We start from the raw sequence: 23,298 nt of genomic DNA on the forward strand, positions 1-23,298 counted from the left end.
CTTACTTAAACCAAAGCGAAAGCTAAGGCCAATAGAGACCGCTTTTTGAGCCATCAAAAAGTGATGTGACTAAGAACTTCACACTTCTTACTTCACACTGATCACTCCGCACGAAGTGCGGTCTCTGGTGACCATAGCAAAGTGGAACCACCCGGTCCCGTTCCGAACCCGGAAGTGAAACACTTTAGCGCCGATGGTAGTTGGGCGATAGGCCCTGTGAGAGTAGGTCGTCGCCAGGTTATATGCCCGGTCTTAGCTGACGCTGAGATCGGGCTTTTTTGTGCCCAGATGCTAGGTGGTGGAGCGGATTTGTATTGCACTTTGTGAAAGATGAGTGCAGGAGATGGGCATGCTTCGTATCTGGTTTATAGGTGGTTATACCGTGATGTTGTTGATGGTGATTGCCGCGATGGGAATTAAGGTGATCTCGGTATTGGGGCCTGGCGGCCTCGGTGATGCGACGAAAGTATGGGCCGACTATTTGTTTGAACCGACACGTATGGGGGCGATTCTAGGCTGTATTGGGGTGGTTGGATTGCTTTGGATTGCAGCTTTATTCAAAATTGCCAAAGGAGTGGACGAGTGGGAGCGCCAGTGGGTGAAGACGCTGATCATCGGCTGTGTCGTGATGTCAGGATTTTTTGTGGTGTTGTGCGTGGTAGGTGCTTCGGTATTCTTTTTAGATGGCTTCGCAGGGGAGGTGGCTGCAAAAATAGCAGGTTATATGACTTCCCCTGTTTTGATGGAGTTGAGCTTCTTCTTTATTGGCGTGTTTCTTTTAATGGTATTTCAAATTGGTCGTCGCCTGTATGAGGGAGATGAGTATGTAGAGATTGAGGTGCCAGATGAGGATGGCCAATAAGCTCGCTAATTTTTTTTGATTTCCTCTACAATATCCCTCTCGAGGTCACGTAGCTCTTTGAGTTCATTGCCAGTACTATGAACAATCTCTTCGTAGAGTGCTTGCTCATCATCGGGTAGGGATTCTAGCTTCTCTTTGAAGTAGAGCATGTTGTTAAGAAAGTTGCCAACGATGTGCATGGTTTGGTGCATGGTGGCTCTGAAGACTTGCACTTTTTCTATGTTAGCCTGCTCTTGAAGCTTGGTAATGTGCTTCATTAAGAAATAGGCACATGTGGTTGCGATGATTGAAGTCACGCAAATGGTGGTGATATGGGATTGCCATATAGAAATATTTGGCACGAGTAGCATCTTCAAGAGTTCATAAGATGTCATTGTGACTGCACTGATGCAGAAGACAGATGCCAAAAGTGTCTTTGATTTCATGGGATCTAGGGAGGTGATCGATATTGTCCGCGCGCACTATGTTGTATTCGCTGACAATGCGCTTGTTGTGGGGAATATGGCTTGAGCGAGCATTTGAGGCAGCACTGTAGAACCATACAGTAGTATGAACGTACACAAGCACGGGAGAGAATGATAGGAAAAATTATCTTTATCCGCCGCATTGTCCGCAGGGACTGCCCTCGTTTTTACGACAACTGCGACCGCGTTTGGTACTTCGGAACCATTCACATGAGGAGTTGTGCCTCACGTTGGAGCTGGTATTGAGCCAGTAACGCTGTGTTGAAGTTTGAGAGTTTTCGGCTTTCTCAAGAGTGATTGTTTGGATCCTAAGTGAACGGAATTGCCATGGGGCTATGGGGATACGTGTTTCATTCCACAAGCCAATTTTCTTACTTCGAGCATCACGCTCTAGGGCTTTAAGTTCTTCGCTTTTGGAGTACTTTGTGTAGTGCCAGGCGAGGCCTTGGCTGAGCATCCAGGCATTAATGTTTTCGCCATTGAGGTAGAGAGTTGCGACATAGCGTCCATAGCGATCGCGGGTGTTGGATTTGGCGATGATTTGTTTGCCTACAAGCTTGTTTTGGAGTGCTTGTGTGGCTTCGGTTCCATAATCTTGATTTTTTTCTGGCGCGTCGATTCCAGCCAAGCGGATTTTGAGTGTCTTCCCGCGTTTACTGGTGAGTGTGATTGAGTCGCCATCTGCAACTTTTGTGACGATGCCACTGAGTTCAACGGCTTGGAGCTGCGTGATGAAGATGCTAAGAAGACTAAGTAATATAGAGCGCTTAAGCAGATCCATGAGCACCTGTTATAGAGGGTGATTTTACTTGTAAAGTTTTCCTCTCATTAGGGTGTTTGAATTATATCAAACCGAAGCACTGTGTATGGAGTATGTGTTAATCGATTCACCTATAGTGGGATCAATTCATTCATTTCATGAGGCAGATGAAATGTGTTGTATCTGCATAAAATTGATGGCGTGGTAGGTTTTTTGCCCTTCAAGTGCGGGGGGCGCTGTGCTACTAACACCGCAGCACACAGATACTATGTCAGACAAACCATTTTACTATCAGAAGCAATTCCCTCTTGGTGCAGACAAGACGGAATATGAACTCATTAGCACCGAGGGTGTGAGCGTGCAGCAATTGGGTGATCAAGAAATCCTCAAAGTAGAGCCTGAGGCTCTCACGTTCCTAGCAAATGAGGCGATCAAGGCTGTGTCCTTCAAGCTACGTCCATCGCATCTCAAGCAAGTCGCGGCGATTTTAGACGATCCTGAGGCTACAGATAACGATCGCATGGTAGCTCTAACCTTGCTACGCAATGCTGAAGTGGCAGTGAATGGGATTTTACCGAATTGCCAAGACACTGGCACAGCGATTGTGATGGGTAAGAAGGGCGAGAATGTCTTCACTGGGGCTGACGATACTGAGGCGATTTCGCACGGTATTTACAAGACCTACACCGAGGAAAACTTACGTTACTCCCAGACCGTGCCCCTCACCATGTACGAGGAGACCAACTCGAAGACCAACCTTCCGGCGCAGATCGACCTCTACGCCACAACTGGCTCTAGCTACGAATTTTTGTTCATCACCAAAGGTGGTGGCTCCGCGAACAAGACCTTCCTTTTCCAAGAGACCAAGGCCTTGCTCAATCCTGATTCCTTGAAGTCGTTCTGTCTCGCGAAGATGGCCACCTTAGGAACGTCTGCTTGTCCACCCTACCACCTCGCGATTGTCGTGGGTGGCACATCCGCTGAGGCGAACCTGAAGACGGTGAAGCTGGCATCCACCCGTTACTACGATGAGCTGCCCACTGAAGGCAACGAGCACGGCCAAGCATTCCGCGATGTCGAGCTTGAGAAAGAGCTCCTCGAGCTCTCCCGTGACATTGGCATTGGTGCCCAGTTCGGTGGCAAGCACTTCGCGCTTGATGTGCGTGTGGTTCGCCTCCCTCGCCACGGAGCTTCCTGCCCAGTCGGCATCGGTGTCTCATGTTCCGCTGACCGCCAAGCGAAAGCGAAGATCACCAAGGACGGCATCTTCCTTGAAAAACTCGAAACCAACCCAGGTCAGTACATTCCAGAAGAATTCCGCGACTGGAAATTCAAAGGGGTGGAAATCAATCTCGACGAGGGGATGGACAAGACGCTCAAGACACTTTCACAGTACCCGGTGACCACGGCACTCTCGCTCAATGGGCACATCATTGTGGCACGCGACATTGCCCATGCGAAGCTCAAGGAGATGATCGATGCGGGTAAGGAACTTCCTGACTACGTTAAGGATTACCCCATTTACTACGCTGGGCCGGCCAAGACGCCAGAAGGACTGCCCTCAGGTTCCTTTGGCCCGACCACTGCGGGTCGTATGGATTCCTACGTGCCAATCTTCCAAAAAGAAGGAGCCTCGATGGTCATGCTAGCTAAAGGCAACCGCTCGAAGCAAGTGACCGATTCATGCAACGAGTACGGTGGCTTCTACCTAGGGTCGATCGGAGGACCTGCCGCCATTTTGGCCAAAGACCACATCAAGAATGTGGAAGTGGTCGACTTCCCAGAGCTTGGGATGGAAGCGGTATGGAAGATCCGCGTGGAAGACTTCCCAGCCTTCATCCTCGTCGATGACAAAGGCAACGACTTCTTCGAGCAGCTCAATTCCTGCCCGACTTGTAAGTAGTACTAGATAATTCCAAAAGAACCCTAGTTCAGCGGATAGCTGGGCTAGGGTTCTTTGTTTTTGTGAATCTTTCTAGGGGAATCCTTAGAAACCTAGGGCGGGTTTGATCTTTTCTAGGCCTTCTAGCACGCGTGCGTGTGGGCAGCCGTAGTTGAAGCGGAAGTGGTCCGGTGCGCCGAAGGCAGCTCCATCGTTGACCCAGACTTGGGCATTTTCTTCGATGACTTTGGCTGGGTTCTTGATGCCGGCGGCACGGGTGTCGATGAGGGCTAGGTAGGTGGCTTCGTTGAATGGGATCGAACACGCGGGGAGTTCGGAGCGGACGAAGTCGGTGACTGTGTCGCGGTTCTTGCGGAGGTAGGCTAGGAGTTCTTGGCGCCATGGCTCGCCGTGTTTGTAGGCGGCTTCGGCGGCGTAGAAAGCGAGGCAGTTGATCTCTGCTAGGGTGTGGCCGCGGGCGGCGCAGAATTTGCGGCGGATCGTTGGGTTCTCGATGATGGCGAAGGCGTATCCCATGCCGGCGATGTTGTAGGTCTTGCTAGGAGCTTGGAGTACGATGAGTTTTTCGCGGAGATTCTCTGGCAGCTTGAGTGCTGAGTAGAATGCTTGTTCGTCTTCATTGAGGACGAGGTCGCAGTGGATTTCATCGGACACGAGCACGAGGTCATGGCGCTGGCAGAACTCGGCGACCTTGATGATTTCGTCTGGTGTGAAGTTGCGGCCGAGTGGGTTCTGCGGGTTGCAGAGGATAAAGATTTTGGTTTTGCTGCTGACTTGCGCTTCCATTTGTTCCCAATCGAAGGTCCAGCGCCCGTCGCTGAAGACGTGCGGGATGGCGAGAGTTTCGGCCTTGGCATCGCCAGCAACGTGGAGGAATGGGTAATAGACCGGTGTGCAGATCATCACTTCCTCGCCAGGCTTTACAAAGGCGCGGGCGGCTAGGGAGAGCGCAGGTACGAGGCCACCGAGATGGACAATTTGTTCCTCATCGACCTTCACTTCGTGGCGGCTACCTAGGTAGCTATCGAGCGCTTCGGCGATGCCCTCATGTGGTTGTGCGTAGCCCAGCACCCCGTGACTGAGGCGTTGTTGGATCGCATCGAGTACTGGCTGCGGTGAGACGAAGTCCATGTCGGCAACCCAAAACGGATCGAGCTCGGGGCGTCTGTCCCACTTGATTGAGCCTGAACCTCGGCGGGTGATGATAGAATCAAAATTCATGCCGAGAGTTTGCTCAGTGATGTCACGTCTGTGAAGAATGATTTTAGGAAATCAGGCGGATTGTCCAGGGGTACCGGTAAGCTGTTCCTTTGTTCGACTTTATCGAAGCAACAAAGACCAACCCGAGATTGACGAAGGGGAGAACCATCAGTGGGATCGCGCCGATCCCAGCGACTGGGACGAGGGCTGTGGAGATCAATATCGCGACTGTCATGGTGAGCTGAAAGTTCAGCGACTCTTTTGCTTGGTCGACGGCGAATGGGTGCTTGTTGCGACAGGCGGCCCAGATCACCAATGGAGCCACGAGGTTCACCAAGGGGAGGCCAAACCAGCTGAGGGTGGTGAGTAAGTGTGCCAACATCCCGATGCTTGCTTCCTTTTCCGATTTAGGGCGTAGGCTCACGCTGGATGGATTCGGCGCTTCTGTGGGTTCGGGGGATTTTTGCTTTTGTTTGGGTGTGACGTTGCGCATGCGGAAAACTTAGAGTTCTGCACAAGGTGCCGCTATTACAGAAATCGTCAAGTTTCGTAATGATTTGAGTGTGCAAAATGGGTGTGAAAGTGCACAAAAAATGGCGGAACCTGGGGTTCCGCCATTGGTGTTGATTTTTGTGAAGAACCCCCAGGAGGGCTGGGCTTATGAAGTTACCGCGGAGCGGTCGTCATTAAGGCCGGATTTTTCAAGGAAGTAATCGTATCCTCCGGAGTATTTGGTGAGCTTACCGCCACTGACGTGTACGGTGGTCTCGGCGAGGTTGCGGATGAAGTGGACGTCGTGTGAGATGAATAGCAGGGTTCCCTTGTAGGAACGCATTGCCTGCACGAGCGCCTCGATGGAGAGGAGGTCCAAGTGAGTGGTTGGTTCATCCATGAGGAGGAGGTTCGGCGGATCCACGAGGAACTTCACCAGATTGAGGCGGGACTTCTCACCACCAGAGAGGACGCGGACTCGCTTGAGTACGTCGTTCTTACGGAAGAGGAATGAGCCAAGAATGGAGCGTGCTTCGTCTTCGCGGAGCTCAGGGTTGGAGGCGAGCACTTCGTCGAGCACGGTGTTTGAGTCATTGAGTGTGAGTGCACGGTGCTGTGAGAAGTAGCCGATCTTGGTTGCGTAGCCGGTTTCGACTTCACCTTTTTGCACGTCTTCAAAGCCTGCAATGATCTTCATGAGGGTGGATTTACCCGCACCGTTCGGCCCCACGAGAGCCACGCGATCGCCGCGTTCCACGATAAAGTCGGTCTTGTCGTAGATGATTTTGTCGCCGTAAGCCTTGTGCACGCCTTTGAGCTCGCAGAGGATTTGGTTTGAGCGTGGTGGCTCAGGGATGTTGAAGCGGAATACCTTGCGTGCTGCGATTGGCTTCACTAGCTCGCCTTTGAGCTTTTGAATCATCTTCATGCGCTCGTTCACCTGTGAGGCTTTGGAGCCAACATTGCGGAATTTATCGACGAATTCTTGGATGCGTTCGATTTCTTTCTGTTGGTTACGGTACTTCTGCACTTTCTGCTCGTAGCGCTTTTCACGTTCCTTTTCGAAGGCGGAGTAGTTGCCAGTGTAGGAGACGAATTTTTGTTCATCGATCTCGTAGACGGTTTCGATGATTTCGTCCATGAAGTCGCGATCGTGAGAAATCACGAGGAGTGCACCTGGGTAGTTCTGCAAGTAGCGCTGGAGCCAGATCAATGAGATGAGGTCGAGGTGGTTTGTTGGCTCATCGAGCATGAGGAGGTCTGGCTCTTGCACGAGAAGACGAGCGAGGTTGGCGCGCATGATCCAACCACCAGAGAATTCGTTGGCGGGCTTTTCCATTTGGTCTTGCTTGAAGCCAAGTCCGGAGAGAATTTTCTTTGCCTTGGGCTCTAATGAGTAGCCGTTATTGGCATCGAAGGTGTCCTGAGCTTCCGCGTAGGCGGGGTCGCTGGTGTTATCTGCAGCTTCGAGCTCGCGCATTGTCTTGATGGCGGTTGCCATTTCAGGAGTGATGCCGATGGCTAGCTCGAGGATTGTTTCCGCACCTGGGTCGCCAGATTCCTGAGCGAGGTAGCCGGTGATGGCGTACTCATCAATATCGGCTTCACCACTGTCGGATTCTTCTTGTCCTAGGATGATGCGGAAGAGAGTGGACTTACCAGCGCCGTTGGGTCCAACGAGAGCGACGCGCTCGCCCCAGTTGATGGTCATCTTCGCTTCTTCGAAGAGGGTGCGCCCACCGATGGTCTTGGTTAGGTTGCGGATTGTTAACATGCAGAAGAAGTGGAGTGATTGGGCGAAATTTTCAATACTAATCGTGTAATAGACGCTAGCTGATGTGGGAATTGCAGGATGTGCTTAGGTATTGCGAATCATGGGGCTACTCTGCGCTCGTTCCTTGTGCTAAATATCTTGTGACAAAGTGGAGGAAATTATTAGAAAAAATGTGCAGGGTTTCCTTGACGCCAATGGGTGATTGTGTTTTTCTCCGCCCGCAGCACGACTCGCTAGTTGTGAAATCAAAGCACCCGTAGCTCAATTGGATAGAGCATCTGACTACGAATCAGAAGGTTAGGGGTTCGACTCCCTTCGGGTGTATTTTCATTCTCAGGTGTGATTGATTGGCAAGATAGCGTGCGTTGAAAAAGCACCCGTAGCTCAATTGGATAGAGCATCTGACTACGAATCAGAAGGTTAGGGGTTCGACTCCCTTCGGGTGTATTTCAGCAATCCAAATTTAGGCGTCCAGTAGGACGCCATTTTTGTGCCCTGGATCTGGTGTTTTGGTTTGAGTTACTAAACCGGTTTGAACGACGGGGGGCTAAGTTGTTCACCTCGATATGTCGTGTCGTCCAGTGGCTTTGATGGTTCATGAAAATCGGCTCATGACGAGGCATGGGGGTTGTGTTACATTATGCGCTAGGATGCTTCACCGAATCTTAGTGCCATGGTACCATTTTAGATTGCGCCGTATGTTTCGCGGAAAAGATGCTAGGGGGAATCGCTGGAGTCATATCGAGCTGGGTCGTTGGGGCGAGGGAGTGGCGGCGGATTATGTGCGGGCGCATGGTGGGAAGTTACTTTACCGAAACTTTCGCGGGCCGCGTGGTGGGGAATTGGATTTGGTGCTCCGCGACGGCCAGCAGCTTTGCTTTGTGGAGGTGAAGACTCGGCGCAAGCGAGCGACTGGGCGGCCGATGGATGCTGTCACTGGTGAGAAGCAAGAGTTGATTGAGCGCGGGGGGAGGGCCTGGCTGCGTTTGCTTCGGGACCGAGATGTGATGTGGCGTTTTGATGTGGTGGAGGTCGAGCTCGTGGATGGGCAGCCTCCGATGGTTACTTGGGTGAAGAATGCTTTCTAGCCACATCCGCATTTGGAACTGTTGACGTTTATGATGCTTGAATAGAAGAGGGACTTATGGTTTAGATGCGGTCTATGGCAAAGCAATCAGAACCAGAGCACTACGAGTTTAAAGTAATGTTGTATGGCATTGAACCTGCAATTTGGCGTGAGGTTTCGATCCCTTCGAGTGCCACATTTTTGGGCATGCATCAGGTGATTCAAGCGGCCATGGGCTGGGAAGATAAGCATTTGCATGAATTTCGCCACGGCAAGGGCAAGCGTCTGACATCAGTGATTGCCTCTGTGGATGAGGATATTGTTCAGGGAGATGACTTTAAGGATGAGAATGAGCTCACGCTCCAGGAGTTTTTTGGCCGTAAGCGCTTTCCATTCCGCATGCTCTATCGTTATGATTTTCGTGAAGATTGGATTCATGAAATAGCATTCACGAAGAAGGTGGAAAATGATGCGATGAAGCCAGTATTGATTGATGGGACGAGGAATTGCCCGCCAGAAGATGCTGGTGGTGTTGAGGGGTATAAGGCTTGCATTGAGGGAGACTTAGAATGGCTGGATGACAGCTATGACCCAGGCCGCTTCGACAAAAAAGAAGCGGTGAAGCGCCTGAATAAGCTGAAGTTGTAAAGCACTTAGAGTTCGCGTACCCAGATGTTGCGAAACTCAATCGGGTCACCGTGCCACTGGAGCATGATCGGTGCTTTGACGGGGTGGTTTTTCGGGTATTCGGGGAGTCTGCGATGGGTGGAGGTACCGTGGAAGGCTTGGTTGTTATGGATTACCACGCCGTTGTGGATGACCGTGATGCGGGCTGGTGAGACGCACTGTTCACCTTCATAGACGGGCGCCTTAAAGCTGATGTCGTAGCTTTGCCATTCTCCTTGCGGGGTCGATGGGTTGACCAAAGGTGGGTATTGGCCGTATAACGCGCCGGCTTGACCGTCGGCGTAGGTCACATTGGTGTGGCTTTCCTGGACTTGTACTTCATAGCGTTGCATCAGGAAGACTCCGCTGTTGCCGCCTTTTTGGCCACTGACTTCTCGGCCTGCAGGCACGCGCCATTCGATGTGGAGTTGGCAGTCGCCGAAGCTTTGATTGGTGGAAAGATTGCCCGGTGATGCGATCATGATACCGTCTTTCACCACCCAGTTCTGGTTCCATGCGGCGGTGTCTGAGCCATTGAATAAGACGACGGCATCCGCTGGGGCGGCGGTGGTGACTGCACCGTTTGTAGCGACCTTCTTTGGGTGCGGGCGCGTGGCTTCATGCACGGCGTAGCCGCTCCACGGTTGCTTTGGGTTGTTGTTTTTTTGCTCGGGAGCAGCTGCGAGGATAGCAGCTGACGAGCTAAGGAATGCGAGACTGATGAGTGGAAGTTTCATGGGGTGTTGCAGTGGTTTGGATGCTTGGTAGGGTGGCTTGTTGTGCAGGATCGGATAGCAAGCCGTGGCTTTCTTGTTATGGGTACGAGGATAAACTTAAAATCTTCTACCCATAGGGGGACTTAGCTAATCTTCCAGATGAATTGCCGAAATTTGTACATCGGTGGCAGCAGCCACTTGGGCTTATGCTGCTAGCGGGTCACGCCGCGATCAGCAGACTCGAGAAACTCAACAAGCTGCTGAACATGTGGGTTGCTGGCGCATTCCGCGATTTTCAACTCGGCGAGTGATACCGCAAGGTTGGTGTTCTTTTTCAGGAAGATACGCTTGTAGGCTCGGCGGAGGTAGGCCAGGTCTTGCTCGCTGTATCCACGGCGTTGGAGGCCAACAAAATTGATGGATCGCACCGTGGCGGGTGAGCCATCGACGATGGTGAATGGCGGGACGTCTTGGACGATTTTTGTCATGCCACCGACGAGTGAATGGGCGCCGATACGGCAGAACTGGTGGACGCCCGCGAGGCCGGAGATAATGGCGTAGTCTTCCACCTCGACATGGCCACCGATGGTGGCGTTGTTCGAAAAGATGCAATGGTTGCCAACCTGGCAATCGTGAGCGACATGCGAGTAGGCTAGGAAATTGTTGTGATCACCGATGGTGGTGGGAGTTTCCTTGATTGTGGATCGGTGGATGGTGGTGTTTTCACGAAATGTGTTGTGACTGCCAATGATGAGGGCGGTAGCTTCGTTCTTAAACTTGAGGTCTTGAGTTTGCTGGCCAATAGCGGAAAATGGATAGAAAACATTCGATTCGCCGATGGTTGTGGTGCCATCGATGACGACGTGTGATTTGAGTTCACAATGGTCGCCAATGCTCACGTGATCACCAATGACACAATATGGGCCGATGGTGACGTTGTCGCCGATCGTGGCGCTGTCTGCAATGATGGCTGTTGGGTGAACCATAGAGTGAGTTAGTAGGAAATTGGTGAATCGAAAAAGGACAAAATGTTTAACGTAGCATCATGGAGGCTTTTTTGACGGCATTTACCAAGAGCTCGATCTCTTCGCTTGTGTTGTACACTGCGAAAGAGGCTCGTGTGGTGCCGGTGATGCCAAAGCGTTGCATCAGGGGCTGACAGCAATGGTGGCCAGTGCGGACGCCGACGCCCATTTGGTCAATCAAAGTGCCAAGGTCATAGTGGTGCACCCCTTCGATGGCGAAGGACACGACTGAGGCTTTGTTTGTAGCAGTGCCATAGAGGCGGAGCCCGTCGATATCTAGGAGTGCCTGAGTGGCTTGCTGGAGCAAGGAGTCCTCGTGTTGCGCAATGGTGTCGAGACCTAACTGGTCCATCCAATCGAGTGCTGCGGCCAGCGCAATGCCGCCTTCGATGTTGGGGGTGCCGGCCTCATACTTGAACGGGAGGTCATTGTAGGTGGTGTGCTCGAAGGTGACTTCCTTGATCATCTCGCCACCGCCGCGCCATGGTGGGAGCATTTCAAGTACTTCGCTACGGCCCCAGAGGATACCAATACCAGTGGGTGCGTAGGTTTTGTGTCCTGAGAAGGTGTAAAAGTCGCAGCCGAGGGCTTGCACATCAATGGCCATGTGTGGTGCTGATTGTGCGCCGTCGATGAGTGTGAGGGCGCCAAGTGCTTTGGCCTTGGTGATGAGTGCGTGAATCGGGTTGATGGTGCCTAGCGCGTTTGATACGTGGTTGACGGCTACCAGCTTGGTGCGTTCGGTGAGAAGTGAGTCGATCTCGCTGAGGTCCCACTCACCAGCATCGTTGATTGGAATGATGTCGAGCTGCGCTCCCGTTTTTTTGCAGAGCATTTGCCAGGGAACGATGTTGGAGTGGTGCTCTAGTGTGGAGATCAGGATGCGGTCACCTTGTTGGATTTTTCCTGAGTCGGCGAGGGTCGCGGCTACGAGGTTGATCGAGTCGGTGGTGCCTGAGGTGAAGATGACTTCGTGACTGGCTGGGGCATTGAGGTAGCGGGCAATGCGATCGCGTGCTTGTTCGTGGGCATCAGTGGCTTTACGCGAGAGGTAGTGCACACCGCGGTGGATGTTGGCATTGACCTCTTTGTAATATGTTTCAGAAGCCTCAAGAACGGCGAGTGGTTTTTGAACCGTGGCGGCATTGTCTAGGTAGACAAGTGGGCGTTGGTTGATCTGCTGATGCAGGATCGGGAATTGCGATCTGATGGCGTCGTTCATGATGCTTGGCGTGATGGTGCATTAGTCATCGTCGAAGATGTCGAGTGCGGCAAGCTTTTTGAGAGTGCTTGTGCCGATGACGAAGATGCCTTCTTGGTTACTTGCTTGTGCATAGAAGAAGGCGCTACTGCGTGATGATGTGGCGGGTGCGAGGAGCAAGGTGTATCGGGTGATATCGGCAGGATTGCCCTCATTGTCGTATTCTTGTACTGATATAGTAACCTCGAAATTGGCATTCGCCAATGCCTTGAGGGCATTTGGGTCCTGGGGACTGAGTCTCCGGAAGGCGGTAAGCTGGTGGCATTCATTGAGGAAGAACTTGGCGCGGTTCGGGTTGATTCGTTCGCTGACGTCGCGATCCCCTAGTTGGCCAGTGAAGCTATCTGCGATAAAGTCGTACTGTACTGAGAGTTTGGCTTTTCCGCGTTGCTGGGCGGTGAATTCTACGATGTCGATGACTGGGAGTGTCCAGATTGTTTTTGGTAGCCAGTTCCAGGTGCGATTGGGGATTTCGGCCACAAACTCTGAGCTGAGTTCCCAGACAACCGGGGAGCCTTGGAGGTTGGCATAATGTTGTGATGTCGGGGTGCCGTCATCCTCAGTGCCGTGTACGGTGCTGATGCGCAGACGGGTAGGAGCTTCGTGGAAGCTGAGGAAATCGATGATCATCTGTGGTTCGTCGAGCCCGTAGGGGCTGAAGTCGGTGGCAGCATCGCTGGAAAAGTCTTTGATTGGCATGCTCGTCACAACCTTCAGGAAGTCTGCTAAAGTTGATTCGTCGATGTCTTCTTCTGGCCGTCCTTGTCGTAGGAGTTTGAAGCGGCCCTTGGGTTCGCGAGCGACGATGACAGGCTCTGCATAGGACTGCGGGGAGCGAATGATGATGGAGCGGAGCTCGGCGCGTTGTTGGGCATCCCAATCGAGAATCGTACGTGAGCGCAGCGCGTTGATGGATTTGGGCAGCTGGGTGATGTAGTTGGAGGTGCTTTCCGTGGCAATGAGGGGCAAGACCATGACGACGGGGCGATTGCTGATGGTGGCGAAGCAGGTGGAAGCTGTCTGGGCTGCTTGGTAGATGGTGAGGACGACTTCTTCGTCGCTGGAGAAATTGCTGATTCCGATTTCTGTGACGCGTGGGTTCTCTGGGAGGGGGACGTCCTCAGGCTGGTGCAATGCGATGGCTTCGATCTTTGAGAGGTTGGTGAGGTAATCGACTACTGCTTGTTTGTCGGTGGCGAGCTCCAGCGGTTTGGTGATGCGCCAGGCGCTGGCGGTGTTTTCGCGCGCTAGGATGATGTCTGACTGGCTTTGATTGAGTCGGATTTCTTTGAGGTCTTGGAGGTTGAGTGCGAAGGCGCGCGGGTCACGGAATTTAGCGAGTTGTTCGTCGAAGAGGTTGCTGAGGTTTTCGCTGGGGTCGGAGCACAGGTAGATGTGATCGCTAAGGCCGGGCTGATGCGGGCGGATGTAGATCGAGGGGAGGAATTTTTCCTCATCTTCCTCATCTTGATGAAGCCACGCGGAGGATTTGCCAATGCTGAAGCTGGTGATGGTGTTTCCAGTGCTGTCGCTGAGCGTGACTTTGATGGTGTCATCCGAGAAGCCCAGAGCTTTGAGGTCCTTTTGGGTGGATGGCATCGAGTCGATGACTTCGGTGGTGAGGGCGAAGCGTAGTAGCTTGTCGATGACCATGGGGCCGTCGGCACGGTCTTGCCATGGGCTGGAACCAAACCAGAGGCCATTGCTGGGGTCGAAGTCGAACTGGAAGTTTGGGATTTCACTGCCAGTGATAGAGATTTGGGTGGTGGTTTGGACTTTGCTGGGGAAGAGTCGTTGTCCATTGGGCACACTTGCTTCGCTTGCAAAGTAGGCGCTGGGGCTGTCGATGCGGCCAAGCTGCACAAGGCTGATCGTGGCGAGAGCCACGGTGATCAGGATCAGAAAGATGGTGGCGATGGTCTTCAATGGGCCGTAGTGCGTGGTGTTAGTTTCTGCGGCTATTCCAGAAGATCAAGGCAATCAAGAGGAGTCCAAAGGGAAGGTAGATGAGAGTGATCTGGTCGATGAGTGACTTGTTCTTTGGCTCGATGGTGATTTTTTGGCGCATCACAGATTTTGGCGGGACGCCGATCAGGGCTTGGCGGCCAGCCAGCCAGTTGATACTGGAGTTGAGGAATTGGTTGATTTCCTCACGATCGTTCTCTGGGCGGAGGAAGTCTGTATTGCCAATCACGATCATGCGTGAGGTGAGAGGTGCCGTGGTGTCGTTATTTTCTAGCCCTCGTACCACGGCGCCTGAGATGAATGCAGGGGTGGGATTGGCGGCGCCTTCGATGATGCCTTGGTCTTCACGTGGGTCGAAGTTTGGGTTGGGCTCGGTGTAGCGGCTTTCGCCCCACCAGCCGTCGGCAGCTTGGACGAGTGGGAAGGGATTGATGTTGCGGATTGCGAGGCGGTCGTTGTTGTTTTGTATTTCGAGTCCCATGCTCGGGCCGTCAAATCTGGTAGATTGATGGGCTAGACCGATGGTGGCTTCTGGGCCCTGAGTGAAAAAGGCGCGGGCTGCGGTGAGTGTTTTGCCGAGTGGGTTGGTGCTGAGGATGCGGTTGTCGAGTGGGGTGATGCCGTATTCACGGAGGAAGCGCTTCAGATTTTTGAGTTTGGCATTGGGGTCCAAAGTGATGAAAATGCTAGCGGAATTGCGGTCCCAGTACTCGTTGAGTACGGCGATCTCTTGTTTATCAAAATCAAAGGCAGGGCCAATGATGGCAAGCCCCTCAGCATCGTCGGGAATCTTTTTGATGCTTGAGATTTGAATGGGGAGGAGCTCGATGTTTTGCTCATTGAGCATGCGTTGGAAGTTTTTCCATGCTGGAGTGCCTTTGGTTTGTTCGTCGATACGTGCTTTGTCGACGATGAAGTAGAACTTACGTGGCGTGCCTTCGACCGCGCTCACGAGACTGGTGGTGATGACTGCTTCGTCATTCCAGCTTGAGATGTAGTGCTTGTTGAAGCGATCCACTTCTTCTGTGAAGAGTGCGTCTACTGGGAAGCTGCGGATGTGTTTGACGAGGTCGCTTCCCTCATCGCCTTCGAGCGAGTCACGGGCATCGATCAGGATGCTTTCTGTGGCGATCTTGCGCTGGTAGGTTGTGCTGAATTCGAGTAAGCGATCGCGGTCGTGGAGCGGGTCGATGTGTTCTACGACGATCGCATTGTTGGATTGGCGGCGGTAGTTCTCCAGCTGAGCCTTGATACGTAGGTAGTAGGGGGAGCTTTGTTTGACCACAGCAACGATTTTGATCGGCTGTGAGCGTTCTTTGACCGCTGGGCTTTGTAGGTACTGGATGCTTGTCTCAGCGAGGCTGAAGTCGGTGTGGCGCGAGAGGTCGAAGCGCTTGTGATTGGTGCAGGATAGAAAGTTCAAGAGCACCACAGCCAAAAACGCGAGAGCCACCTGAAAAATGGCCGCGCTGCCGAGGCTGAAGCGGTTGATGGTCTTTGCTTTACTAGATTCGCCAGTGTCAGACATGGTGGTAGAGGGTCGTGAGTCGCCTTAGTACTTCCAGCGGCGGAAGTCGACAATGTGGTGTGTCACGAGCAAGGTAAGCAGGCTCATGCTTAGGTAGAAACAAATCGGGCGTAGGTCGATGAGTCCGCGTGAGAAGTAGGCGATGTGCTCGTGCACAGAGATGTAGTGGAAGACCACGGCGCCTTGGAAGCTATCGCCAGCGATACTGGGGATGAGCCCCATGAAGACGATGAAGATGAGGCTGCCGAAGGTGATGATGGCTGCGATGATTTGGCTGGATGTCAGCGCAGAGGCTAGAATGCCGATTGCGGTGAAGAAGGCGCCAGCTAGGGTGAGAATGCCCAGCGCTCCTACGGTTTCAGAGAGCGTGACAGGGGGGAGGGCTCCAGTGACCCAGGTGAATACTTTGAGGTGTAGGATAAGAGGCAGCCAGAGAACGAGATAAAATGTGTAACTGGAAAGGTACTTTGAGAAAACGACCTGCCAAGTGGTGACTGGTGCCGTCATCAAAGACTCTAGGGTGCCGCTGCGTTCCTCTTCAGCAAATTGCTTCATCGTGATGAGCGGGAAGATGAAAATGAAGTAGAACCAAAAAATGGGAGTGGATAGGCACGAGAATAGCAGGTTCACCTGGACAGGTGATTTCTCATATTGCTCAAGTACCGATGTGAGCGAGAAACCTTGCAACAAGACAATAAATGCCAAAACAATCCATCCGAAGGGCGTGCCTAGGAAGTGTTTGAGTTCTTTCTTGTAGAGGATGAATAAGGTGCGCATAGGATGAGCTTGGCCACTGTGGTACTGGGAAACTGATAGTAATCCAAGTGCTAAAATGAGCGGATTTCATTTGCTCATTTCGTAGAAACAAAAAAGGCATCCTTCGAGAGAAGGATGCCGTAAATCGTTGACCTGATGTCAGGGTTGCTTATGCGTTGGCTGCGTTGCGAGCCTCACGAGCTGCCAGAGCTGCTGCGTCTTGTGTTGGGCTTGTGTAGCGGAAACGCTGGCGGTTACGCTTAGAAGCGGAACGAGCTTTGCGCTGTGCACGCTGAACGGTTGTTTCGAATGCGCGACGGCGGCGCATTTCTTCGAGGATGCCCTCGTTGTCGAGCATTGTCTTGAGACGCTTGAGAGCGCGATCTACTGGCTCACCTTTGTTGATTGATACTCCACGCATGGTTTGTAAAAAAGAATGTGTTGTTAATAAAACAGGTCGGGCGCGGACGCTACGCAGGAATTACTCAGCTGTCAAGCTTGTGAGGGAAAAAATGTTGCTTGTATGGTGATGGGGATTGGCGGGGAGGAGACCGGCGGTGCTTAAGTCGTTGAGGGGCCTTGTGATCGAAAGGTGTGAAGCTTGTTCGACTATAGACATTGCAACTGATCGCGCTTGCCGTGGTGACCTAGGGTTTTGTATGGATGAGCCTGACATGAATAGTGGATGGATTTGCATGGTGACAGCTGTGGGGGCGATGGCCTCAGAAGTATCGTGGAAAAAACACACGGTGATGGACGGTGGGATGTGCCTGACGGCAGTGGCGCTCGATGCGAATGAAGATGGTCTTCAGGATGTGATAGCTGGTGTGGCGGGCAAGGTGGTCTTGTTGCTTGCCCCAGATTGGAAGCCCTTGGTGATTCATCAGCTGAAGGCAACGAACATGCGTTGTATTCACAGCGCGGTGCTTGATGTGGATGGCGACGGTGACCTCGACTGGGCTGGCTCGGATGCGCACGACCATCCGTTTTGGCTGGAGAACCCAGGGGCTGGGGCGCTGAGTGCCAAGCCTTGGGAGATGCGTATGATCGACCACGAGATCACTGGCATCCATTGCTTGCTGGCCAGCGATATCGATAACGATGGAAAGCAGGACCTGGTGATCAACAATTTTGAACCCGAGCAAGGGCTCAAAGGATCTATGGCATGGTTCAAGGTGCCAGAGAAGCCTCACCTGGCGCCGCAGTGGCATCGCTTCGTCTTTGCCGACCAGGATGCTTTTGGTGGTTCGCACTACATGGGGGCTGCCGATGTGGACGGCGATGGGTGGAAGGAAATTGCGGTGGGCGCTAAGGGGGATCCCTTCAAAGGGGGTAATTGGTTTGCCTTTTGGACTAACCCCGGAGCGGATGGCGTGCAGGGCGCGTGGAGGAAGACGCTCTTAGCTGAAGAGCAACTCGCTGCCACCAATATCGTGCCGGCCGACCTCAATGGCGATGGAAAGGTCGACTGGGTGGCATCGCGTGGGCACTCGGCTGGGGTGTTGTGGTTTGAGAATCCAGCCTGGACGTTGCATGTGATCGATCCGGGTATTGAAGATCCACACAGTCTTGATGTGGGGGACTTCGACAATGATGGTGATCTTGATGTTGCCAGCTGTGGCTACGGGAATAAGTCGCTGCGCTGGTACGAAAATGATGGAACTGCCCAGTTCGCCATCCACGAAATTGACTCCGATCAAGAAAGCTACGACCTCCGCTCGATTGATATGGACGGAGATGGTGATCTCGACTTGCTCAATGCAGGCAGAGCCAGCAAGAATGTGGTTTGGTACGAGAACCTAGGTGGAGCGAAGTGATGCGGATGTGATTCACCTTTTGATCCTCCGCTTGTGGTTGTGTCTTTTGTTTTTGTCTCGGTTGTTTAAACCAAAAAGGCCGTCCTGGTTAAGGACGGCCTTTTTGGTTTAAAAGTACGCAGACTGGGACTCGAACCCAGGACCAATTGGTTAAAAGCCAACTGCTCTACCAACTGAGCTATCTGCGCATTTGTTGGTGATTGGTGCTCCTTTCGGTGCGGGCAGAGACATACGCTGGTAGCTGGTGGCTGACAAGAAGAAACTTCGAGTTTTTTTAGATTTTTTCTATCGTCCCGGTGAGGGAATCGACTGTGCTGTTTGCTAATCGATTGTGGATCACTGGGTTTTGCCTCGGGGCTAGAATGACTTGCGAAGGTGGCTGGGCAAGATGCCAAGTTGGTCGCGATATTTGGCGATCGTGCGTCTGGCGATTTTCACTCCTTGTTCCTTGAGAGTTTTTTCAATTGCCGAATCCGAGAGTGGTTTTTTCGGGGATTCTTCGGCAATCATCTTTTGGATGGTGTCGCGAATTCCTGTGTTGGAGACCTGCTGGCCGGACTCCGTGGTGTAGCCGCTGGTGAAGAATGAGCGGAGTTCGATAAGCCCGTGTGGAGTTTGGATGTATTTAGCCGCGACGGCGCGTGAGATTGTGGCTGGGTGCACTTCGATTGCCTCAGCCACTTCATTCATGGTCATCGGCCTGAGTGCTTTCATCCCCTGAAGGAGGAAGTCGCTCTGGCGCAGGATGAGTTGCTGCGCGAGCTTGTAGAGGGTGTCTTGGCGTTGAGAAAGTGAGCGGATCAGGATTTTGCCGTCGCGGATTTGGTCGCGCAGATACTGACGTGCTGACGAGTCGTCGGTGCTCGTCATGAGGTCCTTATAGGCATTGCTGATCGAGATGTCTGGGATGTTTGCGTTGGTGAGCTGGATCGCCCACTCGTGGCTGGCGTCACGGTAAATGATGATGTCTGGTGTGATGTGCGGGTTTGAGGTGGGATCAAACTCCGCGCCAGGATCTGGGGTGAGGGTAGCGATGGTGTGTGATGCTTCGTGGATGGCGTCAATATTCACTCCTAGCGCTTTGGCTATCTCGGGGAAGCGTTTGCGGGCGAAGGCGTCGAGGTGTTCGCTGACGATGCGGTATTCGAGGCTGCCGAGGAGATCACGTTTGGCGAGTTGAATCATCAATGATTCTTGGAGGTCATTGGCGGCGACGCCCGGTGGGTCAAAGTTCTGCAATGCGACTTGAGCGCGCTCTGCCTCTTCGAGGGTGAAGTCGCTGGAGAGGGCGATGTCCTGAAGCGAGGTTTCCATGAAGCCGCGATCATTGATGTAGCCAATGAGTACGGTGGCTACTTGCTTGAGCTTGTCTGGGTGTTCGCTGTGAGCGAGTTGGCTCAGGAGGTGTTGCTGTAGGGTTTCTGGCGCGACGATCGAATTGTAGAGGTGGTCGCGTTTTTCCTGGTCATCAATGCCATCATTGGTGCTTCGGCGTTCCGTGATTTGGAGTTCGCGGAAGTCATCGTCGAGGTCTGAAAGAGTCTCCATGTCGTGCTCCGCATCAGCCTCACGGAAGTCGTCGAGCTGTTCATCGTTTTGGTCAATTTCCAACACTGGGTTGGTGACGATGGCTTGTTGGAGGATTTGTCCTAGTTCGAGTGAGTTGGCCTGGAGTACCTCAAGACTCTGCCGCATTTGCGGTGAGAGTATCTGAGATTGGCTCAGATTTTGGTGGAGATCGATGGCGGCCATGTTGTGCTAGGATATCATTGCTGTGCGCTAGCTTTTCGCGCATAACAATGCTTTAGCATAGATCGATCGATCCGCCCAATGAAATCGTTAGCAGTTTTTATACCAATGTTTAAATTCGTGTGAAACGTGGGTATGATTTCTTGTTTGAATCTGTATTACTTGGCGAATATTTTTGACGCCTAAAGTAATCAACGATATGAATATTTCGTCATGGCGCTAGTGCCAGTTAGACAAGATATTAAATTGGAGAGTGTTGCCTTCCTGGTGGTAGCCGCGGTTTTCAAAACCGTTGAGGGGCTGTTATGGTCCTTGGTTGGTTCGATTCCTTCCCTCTCCGCTTTATTTATAAGGGTTTGCGGGTGTGTGTATTCAAAATGTATTTACTACTTCAATCGAGGGTGAGTGGAGAGTGGTGCAGTGGTCGAGACGTTGGTTAGTGACGTTGTTTGTACCAGAGTGAGGTGTCTGGGTGTAGAAGGTGCTTGAGCTCGAGTGAATCTAGCTTGAATTTCTGAATGATGTGTTCGAGCAGGATGATCGAGGCGGCGGCGTCGTAGAGTGCGTCGTGCCAGCTTTTTTGGGGTACGAGCTGTGAGACTTTCTCGCTGAGTTCGAGCATTTCGCAGAGCTCACCAAGCGAGTGGCTCGGCGCGTCAGGAAATGCCGATCGAGCTAGCTGGAGGGTGTCGATCCAGGGGCCAAAGCCGTGGCCTGGGAAGGCGTGGAGGAAGCGTTTTTCCGTGCCGTGGCCGTGGGCGACGACGGCCGCGCCTTTGAGTCGGCGTTTGATGCTGGGCCAAAGTTGGAAGAATTTGGGGGCGTCTTTGAGGTCTTGGTGTGTGATGCCGTGGACTTTTTGCGCTGCCCAGGTGATGTCTTGGTCGGTGTGGATGTAGGACATCCAAGTGTCTGAGCACCCTAAGTTTTGCTGCCAAGTGCAGGTACCGATCTGCACTGGAGCGTCGGTTTTGCCTGGCGCGGTACCGGCAGATTCAAAATCAATGGCGGTGAAGGTGGTGTTGGCGATCAGCATGGCTGGCATAGTTTTGGCACAAAGCGCTGGGGCTGGCTATCATGAATTGGTGGTGAGCTCGGCGGGTGATGAGCTCTCGGTGGTAGCTGGTTGCGTGTTGGTTGATTCTTTGGGTGAATGGCCACATTTCTCACTTGCAAGTTGTGCGAGGCTACGCATTCTCAAGGCCGTGAACCATTTGCCTGTTAAACCTGAACTTGAGGAATTTTGCAGTCTCGCCGAGCGCGGGAATGTGGTTCCTGTTTATGCGCAACTTGCAGCGGATTTTGAGACTCCTGTATCGGCCTACTTGAAGGTAGCTGATGAGAAGGGTGCATTTCTGTTGGAGAGTGCTGAGAGTACAGATGCGGGTGGTCGTTACTCCTTTGTAGGGAGCGATCCTCGAGCTGTGTACACCGCGTATGGAAAACAGATCGAGTGGCGGATGGGCAATGAGACACAATTTATCACTGCAGAAGAGGATGTGCTGGCGGAGCTAGAAAAGCTCATGGCTCCGTACAAACCAGTCCAGCACGGCGACCTTCCACCATTCTACGGTGGCATGGTCGGTTACCTTGGCTACGATGCGGTGCAGCAATTTGAGCCGACCATTGTTGAGCAACCAGAAGATTCGTTGGATCTCCCAGATGCGGTGTTTATGCTCACTGACACGGTGCTTGTTTTCGATCACAAACTACGACGCTTGTTGGTGATTGCGAATGCCTTGCTCAGCGACTACGACTCTGCGGCGGCTGCGCACGCGGCAGCGGTGGCGAAGATTGAAGCTTGGTTGGCAAAGCTGGACGAGCAGGTGCACGTGGCTCCATTGAATGGGCTCACTGAGTATCCTGAGCCAGAGATCAAGAGCAATACGACTCAAGAAGAATTTGAGCAGATGGTGCGCGACGCCAAGGAATACATCGCCGCTGGTGATGCTTTCCAGATTGTGCCGAGTCAGCGGTTTGAGGCTGATTACCAAGGTAGCACGGTGGATCTCTACCGCGCGCTGCGCCATGTGAATCCATCACCCTACATGTTTATCCTTCAGCTTGATGGGTTTGCCCTGGTGGGGAGTTCTCCAGAAGTGCATGTGCGTTCCATCAATGGTCGCATCGACATTCGTCCGATTGCGGGTACCCGCTGGAGAGGGAAGTCAGCTGAGGAAGATGATGCTCTTGCGGCTGATCTGCTGGCTGATGCTAAGGAATGTTCTGAGCATTTGATGTTGGTGGATCTTGCACGGAACGATGTGGGGCGTATTGCGAAGAAGGCGAGTGTCACGGTGGATGATTTCATGATTGTGGAGCGCTACAGCCACGTGATGCATATTGTGTCTAACGTACATGGCGAATTGGCAGAGGGCCACAGCGCCTACGATGTGCTACGCTCTACCTTCCCTGCGGGGACCGTGAGTGGTGCGCCGAAAATTCGTGCGATGCAAATCATCAATAGCTTGGAGAAGAACAAGCGGTCTACCTATTCTGGAGCGGTTGGGTACTTTGGTTGGGATGGGAGTCACGACAGCTGTATCACGCTGCGCACCTGTTTGCTAAAGGACGAGAAAGCATACGTTCAGGCTGGAGCAGGCGTGGTAGCGGATTCCAACCCTACCTACGAGTACGAGGAGACTCGGAATAAAGCGACGGGCATGCTGCGTGCTGTTGAACTCGCTAAAACCATTTCAAGCAACGCATAACGCGGAGAGATTCAGACATGCTTTTAGTTATCGATAATTACGACTCATTCACCTACAACCTCGTGCAGTATTTTGGCGAGTTGGGGCAGGAAATGAAGGTGGTGCGCAACGACCAGATCACCATTGAGGAGATCGAGGAACTGGCGCCAAGCCACATTTGTATTTCCCCGGGGCCATGCACGCCGACTGAGGCGGGGGTCAGCTGTGCGGTGATCGAGCACTTTGCTGGCAAGATTCCAATCTTTGGGGTCTGTCTTGGCCACCAGAGTATTGGCCAAGTCTTTGGTGGGGATGTGGTGCGTGCTGAGAAGTTGATGCATGGCAAGACCTCACCGATCCAACACCAAGGGATGAGTGTCTTTGATGGTCTACCAAGCCCGTTCACTGCGACTCGCTACCATTCATTGGTGGTGAAGCGCGATACGCTACCGGATTGTCTAGAGATCACTGCTGAGACGGCAGATGGCGTGATCATGGGGCTACGACACAAGGAATTCGAAGTGCATGGTGTGCAGTTCCACCCTGAGTCGATTCTCACCGAGCACGGCCGCGAGATGCTGTCGAATTTTCTCAAACTTTAGTG

General features: G+C 52.7%; 21 protein-coding genes, 4 tRNA genes and 1 rRNA gene. 11 read left to right on the top strand and 15 right to left on the bottom strand.

Going from position 1 to position 23,298, the window contains the following annotated elements:
* Positions 1 to 123 precede the first annotated feature (123 nt).
* A 5S ribosomal RNA gene (gene rrf, locus F454_RS0112960) occupies positions 124 to 239 on the top strand.
* 104 nt (positions 240 to 343) lie between these two features.
* Complete coding sequence (locus tag F454_RS0112965) at positions 344 to 862, top strand: hypothetical protein (protein ID WP_018971088.1); 519 nt, start codon at positions 344 to 346, stop codon at positions 860 to 862.
* Between the two features lie 5 nt (positions 863 to 867).
* Here the strand turns inward: F454_RS0112965 and F454_RS0112970 are convergent, their stop codons facing one another.
* Together F454_RS0112970 and F454_RS15250 are read right to left on the bottom strand one after the other, a co-directional pair.
* A complete protein-coding gene (locus F454_RS0112970; protein WP_156817287.1) occupies positions 868 to 1,287 on the bottom strand; it encodes a hypothetical protein in 420 nt (139 codons plus the stop codon).
* A gap of 169 nt (positions 1,288 to 1,456) precedes the next feature.
* Positions 1,457 to 2,107: a thermonuclease family protein gene (locus F454_RS15250; protein WP_018971091.1), complete on the bottom strand. Its 651-nt coding sequence runs from the start codon at positions 2,105 to 2,107 to the stop codon at positions 1,457 to 1,459.
* A 247-nt stretch (positions 2,108 to 2,354) separates the two neighbouring features.
* Between F454_RS15250 and F454_RS0112985 the strand changes: the two genes are divergently transcribed.
* Complete coding sequence (locus tag F454_RS0112985; RefSeq protein WP_018971092.1) at positions 2,355 to 3,989, top strand: fumarate hydratase; 1,635 nt, start codon at positions 2,355 to 2,357, stop codon at positions 3,987 to 3,989.
* An 84-nt stretch (positions 3,990 to 4,073) separates the two neighbouring features.
* Here the strand turns inward: F454_RS0112985 and F454_RS0112990 are convergent, their stop codons facing one another.
* The 3 genes from F454_RS0112990 to F454_RS0113000 all read right to left on the bottom strand — a co-directional run bounded on the left by F454_RS0112990 (position 4,074) and on the right by F454_RS0113000 (position 7,455).
* Positions 4,074 to 5,210, bottom strand: a complete 1,137-nt coding sequence (locus tag F454_RS0112990) for a MalY/PatB family protein (protein WP_018971093.1) — start codon at positions 5,208 to 5,210, stop codon at positions 4,074 to 4,076.
* A gap of 43 nt (positions 5,211 to 5,253) precedes the next feature.
* Positions 5,254 to 5,682, bottom strand: a complete 429-nt coding sequence (locus F454_RS0112995; protein ID WP_018971094.1) for a DUF4870 domain-containing protein — start codon at positions 5,680 to 5,682, stop codon at positions 5,254 to 5,256.
* Positions 5,683 to 5,847: 165 nt separating this feature from the next.
* The gene (locus F454_RS0113000) at positions 5,848 to 7,455 is read right to left on the bottom strand and encodes an ABC-F family ATP-binding cassette domain-containing protein (protein ID WP_018971095.1); all 1,608 of its coding nucleotides are present in this window, start codon (positions 7,453 to 7,455) and stop codon (positions 5,848 to 5,850) included.
* A gap of 250 nt (positions 7,456 to 7,705) precedes the next feature.
* Between F454_RS0113000 and F454_RS0113005 the strand changes: the two genes are divergently transcribed.
* The 4 genes from F454_RS0113005 (at position 7,706) to F454_RS15255 (ending at position 9,169) form a co-directional block, all read left to right on the top strand.
* Positions 7,706 to 7,779, top strand: a tRNA-Arg gene (locus F454_RS0113005).
* A gap of 49 nt (positions 7,780 to 7,828) precedes the next feature.
* Positions 7,829 to 7,902, top strand: a tRNA-Arg gene (locus F454_RS0113010).
* Between the two features lie 251 nt (positions 7,903 to 8,153).
* Positions 8,154 to 8,543: a YraN family protein gene (locus F454_RS0113015; protein WP_018971096.1), complete on the top strand. Its 390-nt coding sequence runs from the start codon at positions 8,154 to 8,156 to the stop codon at positions 8,541 to 8,543.
* A 74-nt stretch (positions 8,544 to 8,617) separates the two neighbouring features.
* Positions 8,618 to 9,169 carry a plasmid pRiA4b ORF-3 family protein gene (locus F454_RS15255; RefSeq protein ID WP_018971097.1) on the top strand — a complete coding sequence of 184 codons (552 nt, stop codon included), beginning with the start codon at positions 8,618 to 8,620 and terminating at the stop codon, positions 9,167 to 9,169.
* 5 nt (positions 9,170 to 9,174) lie between these two features.
* On the opposite strand, the gene F454_RS0113025 is transcribed toward F454_RS15255, so the two are convergent.
* From F454_RS0113025 to rpsU, 7 genes are all read right to left on the bottom strand, one after another.
* On the bottom strand, positions 9,175 to 9,924 hold the full coding sequence (locus F454_RS0113025; protein WP_018971098.1) for a 3-keto-disaccharide hydrolase: 750 nt from the start codon (positions 9,922 to 9,924) through the stop codon (positions 9,175 to 9,177).
* Positions 9,925 to 10,115: 191 nt separating this feature from the next.
* Positions 10,116 to 10,889, bottom strand: coding sequence for an acyl-ACP--UDP-N-acetylglucosamine O-acyltransferase (gene lpxA / locus F454_RS0113030; protein WP_018971099.1), 774 nt, complete (start codon positions 10,887 to 10,889; stop codon positions 10,116 to 10,118).
* Between the two features lie 46 nt (positions 10,890 to 10,935).
* Positions 10,936 to 12,150 carry an aminotransferase class V-fold PLP-dependent enzyme gene (locus tag F454_RS0113035; protein ID WP_018971100.1) on the bottom strand — a complete coding sequence of 405 codons (1,215 nt, stop codon included), beginning with the start codon at positions 12,148 to 12,150 and terminating at the stop codon, positions 10,936 to 10,938.
* A gap of 21 nt (positions 12,151 to 12,171) precedes the next feature.
* Positions 12,172 to 14,115: a DUF4340 domain-containing protein gene (locus F454_RS0113040; protein ID WP_018971101.1), complete on the bottom strand. Its 1,944-nt coding sequence runs from the start codon at positions 14,113 to 14,115 to the stop codon at positions 12,172 to 12,174.
* Positions 14,116 to 14,134: 19 nt separating this feature from the next.
* Positions 14,135 to 15,682 carry a motility-associated ABC transporter substrate-binding family protein gene (locus tag F454_RS0113045; protein WP_018971102.1) on the bottom strand — a complete coding sequence of 516 codons (1,548 nt, stop codon included), beginning with the start codon at positions 15,680 to 15,682 and terminating at the stop codon, positions 14,135 to 14,137.
* Between the two features lie 24 nt (positions 15,683 to 15,706).
* A complete protein-coding gene (locus F454_RS0113050) occupies positions 15,707 to 16,459 on the bottom strand; it encodes an ABC transporter permease (protein ID WP_018971103.1) in 753 nt (250 codons plus the stop codon).
* Between the two features lie 148 nt (positions 16,460 to 16,607).
* A complete protein-coding gene (gene rpsU / locus F454_RS0113055; RefSeq protein ID WP_018971104.1) occupies positions 16,608 to 16,859 on the bottom strand; it encodes a 30S ribosomal protein S21 in 252 nt (83 codons plus the stop codon).
* A gap of 253 nt (positions 16,860 to 17,112) precedes the next feature.
* Here rpsU and F454_RS0113060 point away from each other — a divergent pair, with 253 nt between their 5' ends.
* Entirely contained in the window at positions 17,113 to 18,255 is a 1,143-nt protein-coding gene (locus F454_RS0113060; RefSeq protein ID WP_205619044.1) for an FG-GAP repeat domain-containing protein, read from the top strand.
* A gap of 115 nt (positions 18,256 to 18,370) precedes the next feature.
* On the opposite strand, the gene F454_RS0113065 is transcribed toward F454_RS0113060, so the two are convergent.
* Together F454_RS0113065 and rpoN are read right to left on the bottom strand one after the other, a co-directional pair.
* A tRNA-Lys gene (locus F454_RS0113065) sits at positions 18,371 to 18,443 on the bottom strand.
* Between the two features lie 169 nt (positions 18,444 to 18,612).
* Positions 18,613 to 20,007 (bottom strand): RNA polymerase factor sigma-54, encoded by a 1,395-nt coding sequence (gene rpoN / locus F454_RS0113070; RefSeq protein WP_018971106.1) that lies wholly within the window; start codon positions 20,005 to 20,007, stop codon positions 18,613 to 18,615.
* Positions 20,008 to 20,252: 245 nt separating this feature from the next.
* Between rpoN and F454_RS16440 the strand changes: the two genes are divergently transcribed.
* Positions 20,253 to 20,345: transfer RNA gene (locus tag F454_RS16440), tRNA-Sec, on the top strand.
* Between the two features lie 95 nt (positions 20,346 to 20,440).
* Here the strand turns inward: F454_RS16440 and F454_RS0113075 are convergent.
* Positions 20,441 to 21,049 (bottom strand): 3'-5' exonuclease, encoded by a 609-nt coding sequence (locus F454_RS0113075; protein ID WP_156817288.1) that lies wholly within the window; start codon positions 21,047 to 21,049, stop codon positions 20,441 to 20,443.
* Here F454_RS0113075 and trpE point away from each other — a divergent pair.
* On the top strand, positions 21,039 to 22,715 hold the full coding sequence (gene trpE, locus F454_RS0113080; protein ID WP_018971108.1) for an anthranilate synthase component I: 1,677 nt from the start codon (positions 21,039 to 21,041) through the stop codon (positions 22,713 to 22,715). The genes F454_RS0113075 and trpE overlap by 11 nt on opposite strands.
* 17 nt (positions 22,716 to 22,732) lie before the next feature.
* The gene (locus F454_RS0113085) at positions 22,733 to 23,296 is read left to right on the top strand and encodes an anthranilate synthase component II (protein WP_018971109.1); all 564 of its coding nucleotides are present in this window, start codon (positions 22,733 to 22,735) and stop codon (positions 23,294 to 23,296) included.
* Positions 23,297 to 23,298: the final 2 nt, after the last annotated feature.

The organism is Rubritalea marina DSM 17716 (genome assembly GCF_000378105.1).
GTDB classification, from domain to species: Bacteria; Verrucomicrobiota; Verrucomicrobiia; order Verrucomicrobiales; family Akkermansiaceae; genus Rubritalea; species Rubritalea marina.